At 61.5% G+C, this 15,667-nt stretch carries 13 protein-coding genes and 1 pseudogene; 12 read left to right on the forward strand and 2 right to left on the reverse strand.

The genetic code is table 11. From position 1 onward, the window contains the following. Positions 1–117: 117 nt before the first annotated feature. The 4 genes from gnd (at position 118) to rpiA (ending at position 4,294) form a co-directional block, all read left to right on the forward strand. Positions 118–1,176, forward strand: a complete 1,059-nt coding sequence (gnd, locus tag CWS72_RS09960; RefSeq protein WP_101250454.1) for a phosphogluconate dehydrogenase (NAD(+)-dependent, decarboxylating) — start codon at positions 118–120, stop codon at positions 1,174–1,176. Beyond that, a complete protein-coding gene (gene zwf, locus CWS72_RS09965; RefSeq protein WP_101250535.1) occupies positions 1,169–2,770 on the forward strand; it encodes a glucose-6-phosphate dehydrogenase in 1,602 nt (533 codons plus the stop codon). The genes gnd and zwf overlap by 8 nt, the downstream gene beginning before the upstream one ends. Beyond that, positions 2,767–3,462 (forward strand): ribulose-phosphate 3-epimerase, encoded by a 696-nt coding sequence (gene rpe, locus CWS72_RS09970; protein WP_101250455.1) that lies wholly within the window; start codon positions 2,767–2,769, stop codon positions 3,460–3,462. Before zwf ends, rpe begins: the two co-directional genes overlap by 4 nt. 133 nt (positions 3,463–3,595) lie before the next feature. Continuing rightward, on the forward strand, positions 3,596–4,294 hold the full coding sequence (gene rpiA, locus CWS72_RS09975; RefSeq protein WP_338056175.1) for a ribose-5-phosphate isomerase RpiA: 699 nt from the start codon (positions 3,596–3,598) through the stop codon (positions 4,292–4,294). A 307-nt stretch (positions 4,295–4,601) separates the two neighbouring features. Here the strand turns inward: rpiA and CWS72_RS09980 are convergent, their stop codons facing one another. Then, positions 4,602–5,396, reverse strand: a complete 795-nt coding sequence (locus CWS72_RS09980) for a PRC-barrel domain-containing protein (RefSeq protein ID WP_146002699.1) — start codon at positions 5,394–5,396, stop codon at positions 4,602–4,604. 16 nt (positions 5,397–5,412) lie between these two features. After that, positions 5,413–5,596, reverse strand: a pseudogene (locus CWS72_RS28600) (F0F1 ATP synthase subunit alpha); the annotation flags it as partial. Positions 5,597–6,363: 767 nt separating this feature from the next. On the opposite strand from CWS72_RS28600, the gene CWS72_RS09990 reads away from it, so the two are divergent. The 8 genes from CWS72_RS09990 (at position 6,364) to CWS72_RS10025 (ending at position 15,666) form a co-directional block, all read left to right on the forward strand. After that, positions 6,364–7,614, forward strand: a complete 1,251-nt coding sequence (locus CWS72_RS09990) for a citrate transporter (RefSeq protein WP_101250458.1) — start codon at positions 6,364–6,366, stop codon at positions 7,612–7,614. Between the two features lie 199 nt (positions 7,615–7,813). Next, complete coding sequence (locus CWS72_RS09995; protein ID WP_101250459.1) at positions 7,814–9,937, forward strand: hydantoinase/oxoprolinase family protein; 2,124 nt, start codon at positions 7,814–7,816, stop codon at positions 9,935–9,937. After that, complete coding sequence (locus CWS72_RS10000; protein ID WP_101250460.1) at positions 9,927–10,613, forward strand: hypothetical protein; 687 nt, start codon at positions 9,927–9,929, stop codon at positions 10,611–10,613. Before CWS72_RS09995 ends, CWS72_RS10000 begins: the two co-directional genes overlap by 11 nt. Next, complete coding sequence (locus tag CWS72_RS10005; RefSeq protein ID WP_101250461.1) at positions 10,598–11,149, forward strand: PH domain-containing protein; 552 nt, start codon at positions 10,598–10,600, stop codon at positions 11,147–11,149. The genes CWS72_RS10000 and CWS72_RS10005 overlap by 16 nt, the downstream gene beginning before the upstream one ends. Positions 11,150–11,292: 143 nt before the next feature. After that, on the forward strand, positions 11,293–12,132 hold the full coding sequence (locus tag CWS72_RS10010) for an IclR family transcriptional regulator (RefSeq protein ID WP_101250462.1): 840 nt from the start codon (positions 11,293–11,295) through the stop codon (positions 12,130–12,132). Between the two features lie 251 nt (positions 12,133–12,383). After that, positions 12,384–13,808 carry a purine-cytosine permease family protein gene (locus CWS72_RS10015; RefSeq protein WP_158240581.1) on the forward strand — a complete coding sequence of 475 codons (1,425 nt, stop codon included), beginning with the start codon at positions 12,384–12,386 and terminating at the stop codon, positions 13,806–13,808. 208 nt (positions 13,809–14,016) lie between these two features. Further along, positions 14,017–14,832 (forward strand): carbonic anhydrase, encoded by an 816-nt coding sequence (locus CWS72_RS10020; RefSeq protein ID WP_101250464.1) that lies wholly within the window; start codon positions 14,017–14,019, stop codon positions 14,830–14,832. A 15-nt stretch (positions 14,833–14,847) separates the two neighbouring features. After that, complete coding sequence (locus tag CWS72_RS10025) at positions 14,848–15,666, forward strand: hypothetical protein (protein ID WP_101250465.1); 819 nt, start codon at positions 14,848–14,850, stop codon at positions 15,664–15,666. Position 15,667: the final 1 nt, after the last annotated feature.

Here is a 15,667-nt window from a genome sequence, read left to right on the forward strand (position 1 = left end):
AACCCTTAGGCTCTGGAGCGATTGTTTCGGCCCAGAGCCTAAGGGCCTGCTGATAAATTTTCGAAATCAAACAGGCCCGTTTAGCCCGAGCGGCGCCTTAGCCCAAGGAGCGATGCGATGCGGGTCGGGGTGGTCGGATTAGGTCGCATGGGCGGCAATATCGCTCGCCGATTGATGAAGGCCGGGCACGGTTGCGTGGTGTTCGACGCCTTGGACGAGCCGCGCGAAGTCTTGGCGAAGGAGGGGGCCACGGCGGTCCTGTCGCTGGCCGATATGGTGACGACGCTCGGGGAAAATCCGCGTGTGATATGGGTGATGTTGCCCGCCGGCCGGATTACCGAGGCAACGGTCGAATGTCTCGCGGATTTGTTGGGGCCGGGCGATATCGTCATTGATGGCGGAAATTCCCACTACAAAGACGACATTCGCCGCGCCAAGACTTTGGCCGAACGGCGCATAAGCTATGTCGATTGCGGCACGTCCGGCGGCGTCTGGGGTGTCGAGCGCGGCTATTGCATGATGATTGGCGGCTTGAAGGAGTCCGTCGATTATCTTGATCCGATTTTCTCGGCACTCGCTCCCGGCATGGGCGGCATTGCTCGCACACCCGGCCGCGAAAATGGCGAATCGCGCGCCGAGCGCGGCTACATTCATGCCGGGCCGTCCGGCGCCGGGCATTTCGTCAAAATGGTGCATAACGGCATCGAGTACGGCTTGATGCAGGCCTATGCCGAGGGCTTCGACATCCTGCGGAACAAGGACTCGGCAAATCTTCCCGAGGACCAGCGCTTCGCGTTAAATCTAGCCGATATCGCCGAGGTCTGGCGGCGTGGCAGCGTCATTTCATCCTGGCTGCTCGATCTTGGCGCCGCTGCGCTGGTAGCGGATCCTCAACTGTCGGGTTTCTCCGGATTCGTTCAGGATTCCGGGGAAGGTCGGTGGACCATTGAAGCGGCGATGGAGGAGGCGGTTCCGGCGGAGGTGCTTTCCTCGGCTCTCTACGCCCGTTTCCGCTCGCGTCAAGAACACAGTTTTGGGGAAAAGATGCTCTCCGCGATGCGTTTCGCGTTCGGCGGGCACATCGAGGCGGGCGGACCCATCGAGCCCGAACCACATCCGGAAAATACGGAAGGTCGTTCGACGACACAAAATGGCGCGGGTCAATCCCATGCGTGACAACCGGCCGGCCGCAACCGCTCCACACGAATCCCCGTCGCCGCGCCAGGTCCGGCTGGCCGATCCCTGCGCCATGGTGATCTTCGGCGCCAGCGGCGATTTGACCAAGCGCCTGCTGATTCCCGCACTCTACAACCTATCGAGAACCAAGGTGCTGCCGGAGAATTTCGCCTTGATCGGGGTCGCCCGGGCGGAGGAAACGGCGGAAAGTTGGCGCGCGGGTCTTTACGACACGCTGAAGAGCTTTGTCGGCAATGCCGCCACGGGGTTCGATGTCGACCAGATTGACGACGCCGCGTGGACGCGGCTGGCCGAAAAAATGTCTTATGTTCAGGGCGACCTGGCAACGCCCGAGCTTTACCAAAAGCTTCGGGGGGCCCTTGACAAGGCCGAAAAGGACCATGGCACCCGGGGTAACGCCATTTTCTATCTCGCCGTCGCCGGTCAGTCCTTCTGCGCCGTGGTGGAGCACCTCTGCAAGGCGAAGCTGAGCGACCAGGGTGAGGACGAGAACAAGACGCCCCGGTTCTGGCGCCGCGTGGTGTTCGAGAAGCCGTTCGGCCATGATCTGGACTCGGCGCGCGAGTTGAACAGCCGCATCCTGCGTACGCTGCGCGAGGATCAGATATTCCGGATCGACCACTTCTTGGGAAAGGACACGGTCCAGAACATCATGGCGTTTCGTTTTGCCAACGGGCTGTTCGAACCGATCTGGAATCGCGACAGGATCGACCATGTGCAGATCACTGTGGCCGAGACGGTCGGCGTCGGGTTGCGTGGCAAGTTCTACGAGGCGACCGGAGCGCTGCGCGACATGGTGCCCAACCACGCCTTCACCCTTCTGTCGATGGTCGCCATGGAACCGCCCGTGGGCTTCGATGCCGCCTCGATTCGTTCGAAAAAGGCCGATCTGCTTTCCGCCATACCCGCGATCACGCCCGATCGGGCGGTGCGCGGCCAGTATGGGGCCGGAAGCGTGCTGGGAACCAAAGTGAAGGCCTATCGGCAAGAGGCCAATGTCGCGACGGACTCGAACATCGAGACCTTTGTCGCGATGCGGCTCGAGATCGACAACTGGCGCTGGGCCGGCGTGCCCTTCTATTTCCGTACCGGCAAGCATCTGTCGCAACGCAATACGGAAATTGCGATTTGCTTCAAGCAGGCTCCCTACAGGGCGTTTCAGGACACCCCCGTCCGCACCCTCCCGCCCAACTGGCTCGTCCTGCGCGTCTCTCCCGACGAAGGAATCTCGTTGCAATTCGAGGTCAAGCGTCGAGGAGCGGTGGTCGACCTCGCCGCGGTGAAGATGGACTTCCATTATGATGACTGGTTCCCCAAGGAAAGGAATGTCGGATACGAGACACTCCTCCACGACGTCATGATCGGCGACCCGACGCTCTTCATGCGTGCCGATATGGTGGAGCAGTCCTGGCGCATCGTCCAGCCGGTGCTCGACGCCTGGGCCGAGGACAAGGCCGACGTGCCTGGCTATGACTCCGGAAGCGACGGCCCGCAGGCAGCCGACGCTTTGCTGGCGCACGATGGGGGCCGGGCTTGGCGACCACTCGGCGTCGCACCGGAACAAAAGGGATGAGCAGCGGTTCGATCATTGTCGCGGCGTCGATCTTGTCGGCGGATTTCGGGCATCTGGCCGATGAGGTTCGCGCCGTCGATGCGGCGGGCGCCGACTGGATCCATGTCGATGTCATGGATGGCCGCTTTGTGCCGAATATCACGATCGGTCCGCTGGTTGTCGAAGCGGTGCGGCGCAGCACGCAAAAGCCGCTCAATGTGCATCTGATGATCGTTGAGCCCGAGCGCTATCTCGCCGACTTCGCCAAAGCCGGGGCCGATCATCTCATCGTCCAGGCCGAGACCTCGGCGACAATCCATCTTCACCGTGTCCTCTCGCAGATCCGGGATCTCGGCAAAAAGACGGGAGTGGCGCTCGATCCGGCGAGTCCGATCGAGTTGATCGAATATGTCCTCCATCTCTGTGACGTCGTTCTCGTCATGACCGTCAATCCCGGTTTTGGGGGACAAAAATTCCTCCCGGAGATGTTGCCCAAGATCCGGCGGTTACGACAGCTTTGCGAAGCGCGGGGCCTCGATCCGGTCATCGAGGTCGACGGCGGGCAAAATGGGGACAGCGCCGGGCAAGCGATCGAAGCGGGTGCCAATGCCATCGTCGCCGGATCGTCAGTCTTCGGATCACATGACTATGCCGCCGCGATCGCGGCAATTCGCGGCGCTCGCCGCCCGTTTGCGGGGGGGGAGCCCTCGTGATCAACCCGACCCGGGCCAGACTGGAAATCGTCGCCCTGCTTCATCGAGGAGACGACGGCCTGCCGGCTGCGCATCGACACCCGATCGGAGCCCTATGGTTCTTTGGCAATGTGCTGGTAGAGGAGGCTGTCACGTGACAATTCTGTCGTCGTCCGAACTGGATGGATTGAAGCATGCGGCGGCCGCGCGGGCCGTCGAAGAAGTCGAGAACGGCATGGTGCTCGGGCTCGGCAGCGGATCGACCGCCGAAATCGCGGTGCAAGTTCTGGCCGAGCGCGTTGCGAAAGGCTTGCGTGTCCAGGGGATTCCGACCTCAGCGAAAACGGCGGCCTTGGCCAGGCGGCTCGGCGTGCCGCTCACGAGCTTTGCCGAGCATCACCACATTGACCTCTCGATCGACGGCGCCGACCAGGTAGAGCGGGGAACTATGAATCTTATCAAAGGATTGGGTGGGGATCTGTTGCGCGAAAAAATCGTGGCGAGCGTCAGCGATCGGATGATTGTCGCTGTCGACGAGACGAAGCTGGTGGACCATCTCGGCGGAAATAGACCGCTGCCTGTGGAGGTCGTCTCATTCGGGTGGCAGACCGTGTTCGATCACCTGGTGGCGATCGGGTGTGTTCCGCGGCTGCGCCTGGCCGGGGATACCCCCTTTCTGACCGACGGGGGCAACTATATCGTCGATTGCACCATCGCCGAGATACCGGATCCCGAGATGCTCGACGCCAACATTTCCGCCATCGTCGGTGTTATCGAGACCGGTCTCTTTATCGCCTTGGCATCGAAGGTCATGGTTGGCCGGCCCGCCGGCGTGGAAGTGATCGAGCGTTAGCTGGCTGCGGAAAAAGTCTTCGTGATATCATTTCTGTCGTGAACTCAGGGGATCCATATTGTGGTAAGCGCATTATCGGGACACCAAATATTGATTCTGACAGAGCATGGATTCCCGCTTTCGCGGGAATGACGAAGAAATTCCGACTTTTTCCGCAGCCTGTTAGAGGTGCTCTGAAACAATTAGATAATTCGATGCGCCAAGTCCTGAAGGAGCGTTGAAAAAGCTCTCGTTTTTCAACGCTCAAATGCCGCACGAGCTGAAGCGCATTGACAAAACTGCTGAATTTTTTGTTCGCCTCAATGCACTAAAACCACCCATAGCCCGGCCAACCGTAGTGTTTGTGAAGCCGTTTCTCATAGGTTCGCAAGCGCTCCTCATAGGCTTGACCGATCATGTCGAGCGGCTTCCACGGCGGGCTGGCCTTGATCTGCTCGCGGGTCACGGCGAGTTCGATTTGGTGATTCGGCCAACTGATTTTCCTGACCGCGTAGGGCGATATCAGGACATGCTGTCCCGGCCACCAGTTCTTCGTATCGATGATGAGATAACGGATGCCCCATTCGGCATCGTCGACAAGAAAGTCCTCGACATGGCCGATCTTGCCGTCCGTGGCTTCGATATGATAGCCGGTGACGGCAGTGATACTGTCCAGGTGCGGACTTTCGTCGTCATCTGGCTCCTCGCCAACGGCCTCATGTACCGTCGCTCCGCCGGAGACGGGCGGTGCGGTAAACGGCGCGGCGATTCCATGGGGGCTCGCCGCAAAATAGCTGTCGCCCCAACCGGCATCCCAACAATAATAATCGTACAGGTGAAGTTCCATCTGCCGAGACACTGGTTGGTCGACGAAGATGCTCGGACCTCCCTCGATTTGTGCCTTCGTCATCGTAACGGGAAGCTCGCGCCGTTCGTGGTCCGCATGCCCGATCGCCGATGGGTGCAGCAGAATTTTGCGTCCGGGTAACCACGTCCCCGTATCGATGACCAGCCACCGAACCTTCCAGGTCTGGTCGTCGAACAGGACATCGCTGACGGCGCCAATCTGGCCGTCGCTCGCCGCTATGGCGTAGCCTTTGATTACCGATTCAACCTGTAACATATGGGTGCCTTTTCTAAGCGGAAATGTCCTGTGCCTCAGACTCGATGATGGGCAGGGCGGTGAGCGAACCGCCGTCCAGTTCCTGGTTTGGAGGGGGGGCGTTCGAGCAGGCGCGAGTGGATATAGAAGATGTCGCCAGGGAAGGCTTCGCGTCCGGGCGGCCGGCGGAGCAAGAGGGAAAGCTCGCGATAGGAGCGGGCATGGTGCGTAGTCCTTGATGCATTCCGCAACATCGCTCGCTCCTATCGAGGGGGGAGGCTCCTTTTGTGCGAAGCTGGCGATGTTACAATATCCGGAAGCGATTCTTTGCCGAAGGCTCGGAAACTACTTACTTTTCTGAGAGACTTGGTCTGGCCCATTGAGGGCCCGCGCCCCGCCGGCCTTGCCGGCAATGTCAGGAATGTGCGCGAAGCCTTGGCCGCCCGAAGGGCAAACGACGCCGCAGGCGGGCCGAAGGCCGAGCATGGCCAAGCAACGGATACGGATGTATCCCGCCCGGCGATTGAGGGCTCATGCTCGCGCGGTTTCACCGTAAGCGGGGCTCTCCTAAAGAAGTTCTTCGCCGGCGCAGCGGACCAGCTCTTTGCGCATTCGCATATCACGCGAAAGGCGAACTTCGGTGTTGCATCGTTCTTACGCTTTCCCTAATAATGTCCACAAAGCAGACGCAATGTCCAACATGTGGACTTTTGTCTTTGAATCCATTTTATGCGGATACCGCCTCATGGGGACCAGCCTCCGTACGCAGAGAGCCGAGCCCCGACAATAGGATGAATGCGGATTCGTAAATTAGGTCGCTCAAAGCTTATTCGATCTAATGCTCTGTAAGTCTATGCGTAACTATGAAGTACAATGAGGCGAAAGCCTTAAGTTGGAGGAAATAATGACGCTGGCACTCGTGGTCGGAGTATTTTTGTTAATTTCGTATATCGCTTTCGCGGTGTACGCCGCGCGCGGCGGTAATCTCATGCTTGGTTTCTTCTTCATGGCCATTTTATGGGCGTGTCTGGGAACCATCGCGGGTGTCACCACTTGGTCCGCTTCGGCCGAGCAGGTGAAAAGCGGCATGCTGGACATCAACAACGGTATTTTCGAGCAGGGACCGGAACTTTGGGGGGTGACGGCCGTCATCATCATCTTCGGTTCCTGGTTCGGTCGGGTCTTGATCGATACGGGCATCGCCCGCAGCATTATCCGTGCCGCCGTTGAACTCGGCGGGGACAAACCCGCCGTCACCTGCATCCTGCTGTCCCTGGTCACCGGCCTGATCTTCACCTCGGCATACGGGGCCGGATCCGTGGTGGCGATCGGCGTGATCATCTTTCCAATCCTGCTCGCCCTGGGAATTTCGCGTTCCCTGGCCACGGCCGCCTATCTGATGAGCGTCGGTGCGGGCCTTTACCTGAACAGCGGCTGGCTCAGCCAGTTCGGCGCCCTCATCCCCGAATTCGATCGGGCCACGGCGACTTGGCGGACCTTCGGCTTTATCGCTTTCGGTTTGCAGATGGCCGCGACCTTCCTGATGATCCTTGTGGTCAGCGCGACCGGAAACAAAACGCGCGCCTGGCCGGAACGGGTGGGAGCGCAAGGCGAACAAGGCAACGTCAATCCGCTGGCGATGCTCACCCCGCTGATCCCGGTGGCGTTGTCCGTCTTCTGCGGCGTCAAGCCGATCACCGCCATCCTGATCGCGGTCGCCTTTGCGCTGCTCATGACCGGCCACTACAAGAAGTGGAACGATACGGCCATTCTGCTTCAGAAAACGTTCCATGACGGCGTCATGGATGTGGCGCTGGTCTTCGCCTTCCTGTTCTTCCTCCAGATGTTCCTGCGTGCCGCCAAGATTTGCGCGCCGCTTTTGGCCCCGATTCTGGAACCGGTCATGCCCGGGAGCTTGTTCGCGCTGTTCATCGGGTTCGGCCTGCTCAGCGTTTTGGCGCTGTTCCGGGGGCCCCTGACGGTGTGGGGCGCCGGTGCCGCCACTCTGGCTCTGTTCCAGGCGGTTGGCGGTATTTTCACCCCACAAGTCCTTTTCCCGCTGTTCATGGTGCCGAGCACCACGGTCAACGGTTCGATTTGCCCGACGCAGTCCTGGTGCCTGTGGGCCATCGGCTATACCAAGACCAGCTTGAAGGAATATTTCCTGACCTGCCTGCCCTTCTGCCTGGTGGTGGCGCTCATCCTGGAGGTCGTCGCCTACTTCATGTTCGCGGTCTAAAAAGGGGAGGGCCTGAAGGAACGGGCCCGCACAAATAAGCATAATCGGAAGTGAGCCTTCGTGGCTGTCGGTTCACTTCCAAGTCCATGCGAGGTGAAGGTCGGATTTTCCGGTGGACGATCCGTCCTTCTCATCTTGTCGCAATGAGGCGGCTTGGCCATGGCGATCGCCAATCGGCCGGGCTTTACTGGAGGAAGGTATGGTTCAAGAAGTAAGAGTGGGCATCGACGTTGGCGGCACGCACACCAAGGCGGTCGCCATTGACAACGCCACGCACGAGATCGTCGGCCAAAGCGTCGTGAAGACCACGCACGACCACGAAATGGGCGTCGCCGCCGGTGTCATAGAATGTTTCCGTAATTGCCTCACTCAGAACAATATCTCTCCGCAGAGCGTGGTTTTCATTGCTCATTCGACGACTCAGGCGACCAATGCACTGCTTGAGGGAGATGTCGCCAACGTCGGTATCCTGGGCATCGGTCCCGGAGGGATCATCGGCATGTTGTCGAAGCGGCAGACGCGAATCCCCGATATCGATCTGAAAACCGGTCGCCATATTCGCATCTGCCACAATTACCTCAACCAGAAGGCGGCCAATCCCCCGGCCATCAAGGCGGCCATCAAGGCCCTGATCGACAAAGGCGCATCGGTGATCGTGGCCTCGAAGGCCTTCGGCGTGGACTCCATCCACGAGGAGGAGGCCGTTCGCGAGGTCGGCGAGGAGATGGATCTTCTCGTGACCGTCGCCTCGGACATTTCCAAGCTCTATGGTTTGACGCGACGGACGCGGACCGCCGCCATCAACGCCTCCATCCTGCCCAAGATGTTGAACACGGCGACGTCGACCGATCAGGCCGTTCGTAGCGCCGGGATCGACAAACCGCTGATGATCATGCGTGGCGACGGCGGGGTGATGGACCTTTCCGAGATGAAGAAGCGTCCGGTCCTGACCATGCTTTCCGGTCCCGCGGCAAGCGTTGTCGGCGCCCTGATGTATCTGCGCGCCTCCAACGGCGTCTATTTCGAGGTTGGCGGCACCTCGACGAACATCGGCGTCATCAAGAACGGCCGGCCCGCCGTCGAATATACGGTCCTCGGCGGCCATCGGACCTACGTCAACTCGCTTGACGTGCATGTTCTCGGCGTGGCGGGCGGATCCATGGTGAGGGCGGCGAATGGCGCTCTGGTCGATGTCGGCCCGCGCAGCGCGCACATCGGCGGCCTCGGTTACGCCGTGTTTACGCCGCTTGAGGAAATCATCAAGCCGGAGCTGGAGTTTTTCGCACCGAAGGACGGCGATCCGGCGGACTATGTGCGCATCAAGATTTCCGAGACCAAGCGTGTAACCATCACCAACAGTTGTGCCGCCAATGTCCTGGGTTATGCCAAGGAGGGCGATTACAGCTATGGCATTCCCGCCTCGGCCCGTGCCTGCATGCAGCCCCTGGCGGACTATCTTGGCGTTTCGGTGGAGGAATGCGCGCGGCAGATCCTGCAAAAGGCTCATGAAAAGATCCAGCCGGTCATCGACGAACTCACCGAAAAATATAAGTTGGAGCCGGATCAGGTTTCGCTGGTCGGGGTCGGCGGCGGCGCTGCGGCCCTGCTGCCCTATACGGCCGAGCAGATGAAGCTCAAATATTCCATTCCACAATATGCCGAGGTCATTTCTTCGATCGGCGTGGCTCTGGCGATGATTCGCGACGTCGTCGAGCGGGTTATTCCCAATCCGACCAGCCAGGACATCTCGGCGATCAAGAAGGAGGCGAAGAACCTCGCCATCAAGAACGGTGCCGTTCCCGATTCGATCGAGGTGCATATCGAGATCGATCCGCAGACCAGCAAGGTCACGGCGATCGCCCTGGGATCCAACGAAGTACAGACGACGGATCTGCTCAAGGCCTGCAGCGAGGAGGAGGCGCGCGCCCTCGCCGCGCAATCCATGGATCTGCCGGCCTCCGATCTGGAATGCACCGTCAAGGACGATGTCTTCTACGTCTTTTCCGCCGACAAGGACGGCAAGACGCTGATCCGCCTGCTTGACCGCAAGGGCTTCATCCGTGTCCAACGCTCCAACGCCCGCGCCGTCAGGATCGGGATCGGCCAATGGGAGGAACAGGTCGAGGAGATGTGGAATTCGATGATTACCTACAAGACCGAAATGCAACGTACGCCCGACCTTTATCTGTGCGCCGGGGGCAAGGTCCTCGATTATGCCAACACGATCAGCCTGGATCAGTTAAAGGTTATCATGCGCAGTGAGTTCTCCGAGCTTGACCCCAGCGATCAGGTCATCCTCATCGGGGCGCAGAGTGCCTCCTGACGAGAGCTTCGAGGTCCTGTTCAGCCAGCTTCTGACGGTCCCGGAGTGGGTCTGGGACCGTCTTGTTCTGGAGGCCGATACGCTCATCCGGCGCATTCCTGAAGACAGGAAAGAGCCTTTGTGTCGGATGGCGTGTTCCGTCGGCCATGATCTGGCCGAAAACCACGTCGGAGGGACGCCGGAGCGGCGGCCCTCGGCGTTGGCTCAATCCCTGGGCCTTACCCTCGGCGAGGAGACGGATGGCCCGTTCGCCTCCTTCACGGAACCTCGGTCGATCCGGGTCGATGTCGCCGCCGTGGCGGCCGCCGATGCGCTCCTGGAGCGGACCGGGCAAAGGGCGGCTCTGGGTGGGGTCTCCCTTTATGAGGTGCTGGTCGGGCATGAGCTTTTCCACTATTTTGAGATGGTGAAACCTGAACTTCCGACGTCGCAAAAGTTGCTGACGACCTGGAAGCTGGGTCTATTTGAAGGGAAAAGCAGAATCCTTGCGTTGGGTGAGATCGCCGCGATGGCCTTCGCGCGACGGTTGACGGGGGCGCCATTCGCTCCATTCGTCTTGACCTTCGTTCTGTTTTGGGCGACGGAGAGGACAAAGGCCTTGGACATCCACGCGGCCGCCGTCGGCCACTTCCATCCTGAAAAAACCAATGGAGCCGGATCATGCTGTACCTGCTGAGCGCCGTGCTTGCGGCGAGTGTCGTCGTCGTCGCGGCGTTTTGCCGGCGGCATGGGCGCGCCCTGCCGGGTCCGGAGGTGGCCATACGTCTGAAGGAACCGGTCATCACTCTCTGGATGGGGGGCTTTTTGTGGCTTGAAACGGCCGTCCTGATCGGAATCGGCTTCGCCTTTCCGCTGATGTTCGGAGGGCGGTCCGATGCCGAACTCAATGTCGCGCTTTTCCTGCTGCTGAGCATCGTGCTGGGGGCCTATCTCATGCTCTATGGAAGCGTCAAACGGCTCGATCTGAGCGAGACGGGGCTGCTTTATGTCGATCCGATCGGCCGGCGCCGGTCGCTGCGCTGGGATGACGTGGACGGGGTCGAGGCCGTTGCCGGCAAGCGTTTCTTCCTTCTCAGCCGGCACGGACGCATCCCCGTCGGCGGCAATCGGAAGGACATGCGCGATTGTCTCCTCTTTGCCGACCGGCACCTCGATCCGGCTCTGACCGGTGGGGTTTTCCCTTCGCTCAAGCAGTCCCTGAGCTTGCCTTGAGCGGAATGGTTATCGCAAAGTCTGGCCCTGGGAGAAGAAGCCGGGCTCTGATCAAGGTTTCACCGGTATTCGTTCCAGAGGAACAATGTCTATATAGTGGTTGGTGAGTCTGTTATGTGGATGACATAGGGAGAGTCTGATTTATGCATCCGCCTGTTTCGCCAGCAGACAACGCTCAGCCCGAGGACGAGGGGCGCCGGCAAAGCTCGGCCGACAAGACGCTCGAAATCCTGGTGGCGCTGGGCGAACTCGGGCTTAAATCCGACGATGGTGTCCGCTTGACGGATCTTGTCGAGCACACGGGCCATCCTCGCCCGACGGTGCATCGCCTTCTCGGCGAATTGAGGCGTTTCGGATTCGCCACTCAGGACGAAGCCAGTGGCCGCTATAGACTTGGTCCAAAACTGCTGGTGCTGAGCGCCCAATGTCTTGGTGGCTTGGACCTGCGACGCATCGCTCAGCCGTTCATGCGCGAACTCGTCGATGACATCGGCTTCATGGCCCATCTTGGGATCATGGATAAGCATTGGATCGTCTATATCGACAAAGTCGAATCGACACAGGTGGTTCGCATCGTTTCGTCCATCGGTCAGAGACGGGAAGCCTCGACGACGGCCATCGGCAAAGCGATTCTCGCCTATTCGCCCAGGCAAGTTGTCGACGATCTGATCGGGGAGGGGCTGCCACTTCGAACACCGCGGTCGATCGGTACGGCGGAAGCGCTCTTTGACGAGCTCAAGCGGACTCGGGTGAGGGGGTTTGCTCTGGACAACGAGGAATGCGACTTGGGGATCTGCTGTGTGGCGGCACCCATTTTCGATCATTCCGGGACGGTGATCGCCGCCATCAGCGTCACCATGATGGTGTCGCAGGTGGCCGGCGGCGACATCGAGCGCATTGGAAACACCGTCGCGGCCACCGCCTTGAAGATTTCCGAAGGGCTTGGACGAATGGAGTGGACCCCGTGGGCTGGACAGGGATAGCCGGGCCCCTTTCTCTGTTGGGCTGATCGGTGTCTGCGGCTATTCATGGGAACGACGTCTGAGCCGGCTATCAGCACCTTGCGACCATCAACAGATCAAGATGGTTGATTGGCCCCGCAGCCAAATACAAAAAGGCCCGCCGATCCGAAATGACTGGCGGGCTTTTCGTTGTTCAAATAAGAACAGATCGGTTTGATTTTTCGCGCTCAACAGATGTCCTCGCGCGAGGGAACGGAAGGATTTCAAGGGTCATGGAAGCAGCATCGTCTGTTGCGGCGTCGGCGCTCGGACTGGACCGGGTGGGCCGGGTGGAAACCCGCGGCGTTGATTTCATCCCCGAAAGCGAACGGCGGTCCCGCCCGCGCGATCTCGCCTGGGTCTTTTTCGGAGGCCAACTCTGCTATGGCTCGATCCTGGTCGGCTCGCTGCCGGTGGCCTGGGGACTCTCCTGGTGGGGGGCTTTCTCGTCCATCCTGGTGGGATCGCTGCTCGGCTCGCTGGGATTCGCGGTCCTCGCCATGATCGGACCCAAGGCCGGCACCAACGCCACCGTCACCAGTTGCGCCTTCTTCGGCATCCGTGGCCGCTATGTCGGTTCGCTCATCACCCAGGTGATCACCCTGGGCTTTTTCGCCCTGCAGCTCTGGGTCAGCACGCCGCCGCTCGTTGCCGCCGCCGCCCGCCTCTGGAACACGCCGGCCGACGCCGTGGCCCTGACCATCGGACTGGCGGTGGTCACCGGTCTGGTGCTTCTGGTGAACGCCCTCGGTCATGCCACGCTGGTGCTGCTGGCCAAGCTTACCGCCGTCACCAACGTGTTTTCCATGGCGGCGCTGGTGGTCTGCGCCGCTTCCGCCTTCACCGGGGCCCCGGCGGACAGCGGTTATCTGCTCGGCGGCTTCTGGCCGACCTGGGCGCTGTCGACCATGATGGCGATTTCCAATGCCATTTCCTATGCCCCCTTCGCCAGCGACTACACGCGCTATATGCCCGCCCGGACTTGCGGCCGCGCCCTGTTCGGCTGGGGCCTGTTCGGCATGGTGACGGGGACGGTGGTCTCGCTCTCCTGCGGTGCCTTCATCGCGCTGGCGTTGGCCGGCGGCGGCGAGGTGCTGTCACGGATGGTCGCGGTCCTGCCGCTGGCGTTGGTGCTGCCCGTGATTCTGGTCGGGCTGATCGGCAACGTCACCAATGCCGGGCTCAATGCCTACAACGGCACACTCGACCTGCATGCCCTTCTGTGGCGGTTGCGGCGGGTCCAGGTGTCCTTCCTCTTCGGCGGGGTGGGGATCGTTCTGGGCTGGCTCGGGCTGGTGGTCTTCGACATGACCAGCTCGACCGAGGCGCTTTGCTCGCTGGTCACCGTGCTGGTGACGCCGTGGATCGCCATCAACGTGTTGGGCTACTGGCGGGCCGGCGGACGTTTCGCGGTGGCCGATCTGCAGGCCTTCGAAGGCCGGCGGGGCGCCTATTGGTATCAGGGCGGCTACAATCTACGGGCGATCCTGGCCTGGGTGGTCGGCGTGGTGGTCGGCCTGTTGTTCGTCGGGACCGACATCTTCACCGGTCCGCTCGCCAATCTGGCGGATGGGGTGGATCTCAGCTTCCTCAGTTCGGCGGCGGTCAGCAGCCTGCTCTATCTGCTGATGACGGCCAAAGCGGCGGATCCGCGCTGAGCCGCTCCGACCCGGCGCCCGGATTTTCACACCGGCGTCGGGAGGACCCTGGAGGATTCATCGAATACTTACGTTTATAGGGCAATCTGGACGGGACAGTCGGCGCGGGCGCGTCTCTTACGGCGCCCATCCGCATTCTTCCCTTGTCCGCGGGAAAAAGGCGGTCGGTATCCTTCGGTATCTTTAGATAAGAATGGAGGAGTCTGGGATGGAACGTCGAGCTTTTCTCCGTCATTTCGCCCATGCGGCGATGATCTGCCCCGTTTGCTGCGAACTGGCGGCCCGGGCCGCTTTCGCGGCCGAGGAACCACACGGCGGCGCCCATGCCGGTTCCGCCGCGGCCCATCCTCCGCACTGGGAGTATGAAGGGGCCGGAGCTCCCGACAAATGGGGCCAATTGTCGTCCGACTATGCCGCCTGCGGTGCCGGGCGCGAACAGTCGCCGGTCAATCTCGATCAGCCCATCGCCTCTCTCCTGCAGGCTCCCGCTCCGCGCTGGTCGCCGATGCCGCTGGAGGTGGTCAACAACGGCCACACCATCCAGGTCAATTGCGCCAAGGGCAGCAGCCTGGAGTTGGACGGCGTTTCCTACGAGCTGATCCAATATCATTTTCATCATCCCAGCGAACATCTCATCGCCGGCACCGCTTTCGAGATGGAGGCGCATTTCGTTCATCGCTCCGCCGACGGCAGTCTGGCGGTGCTGGGCGTGATGATCGCCCGGGGCGAGGCCGACGGCACCCTGGAGACCATCTGGCGACACCTGCCGGACAAGGCCGGGGAGACAACCAAGGCCGAGGTGCAACTGCAGCCGGCCACTCTGCTGCCCAAGGACGGCACCAGCTTCCGCTATGCCGGGTCGCTGACGACGCCGCCCTGTTCGGAAATCGTCTCCTGGGTGGTCTATCGCACGCCGATCACCGCCTCGGCCGAGCAGATCGGCGCGTTCGCCAAGCTGTTCCCCAACAATGCCCGCCCGGTGCAGCCCCTGAACCGGCGCAAACTGCTGCTCGACCTCTTGTAAGGGAAGGGCGCATCCATGAAGAGATCGGTTTATCCGGCGTGTCTTCTGCCCCTGCTGCTGGCGGCCTGCGCCTCCGAATCCGCCGGGCCGCCTCCGGCCGACACCAAACCTTCGTCCTTGGCCGAACCGGCCGGGGCGCCATCCATGCCCCTGGGCGGCGAGGACCTGCGGCCCTGGCTCGGCCGGTGGGTGGTGACGGAAGCCTACGGATCGGCCCAGTCCGGCCAGCGGCCTCGGCCGCCGGTCGGTCAGCGCCTGGAGCTGGGCGAGGCCGTTGCCACCGATCTGGACGGCCGGACCTGCGTCGCTCCGTCGTTCCGGGGGGACGGCGCGAGCGAAGCCGCCTTCCTGGGGCTGGACAAATCCACGGCCGAGTCCCTGCGGCAGATCCGGCCCCGCCTGTCGGTCACCTGCGGACCGGCGGCATTCGGCCAATATCTGGCGGTTAGGGACGGCAGCCTGCTGGCCCATGTCGGCGGCGGGACGCTGCGGCTGGCCCGCCAGGCCGACGCGCCCGCGCCCGAGCAATCGGTCAAGGAGAGCAGTGCCGTCGAGCCGCCGCCGGCCCGATCAGAGGGGGACGCGCCTTCTCCCCGGGCGGTCTATCTGGCGTCCTATCGCGATCAGGACACCGCCCTGACCGGTTGGAAGGAACTGGCCAAGATCTCGCCCCTGCTGCAAAAGGCGACACCGGAGCTGACACCGGTGACCCTGCCGGGCAGGGGCAAGTTCCTCAGGCTGTGGGCCAAGGGGCTGTCGGATGTCGACGGGGCCAAGCTGTGCAAGGCGTTGATCCGGATGCTGCCCGACTGCGGGGCCAGGGACCGGCGCTGAC

Origin of the sequence: Telmatospirillum siberiense (genome assembly GCF_002845745.1) — a bacterium.
Classification (GTDB): domain Bacteria; phylum Pseudomonadota; class Alphaproteobacteria; order Rhodospirillales; family Magnetospirillaceae; genus Telmatospirillum; species Telmatospirillum siberiense.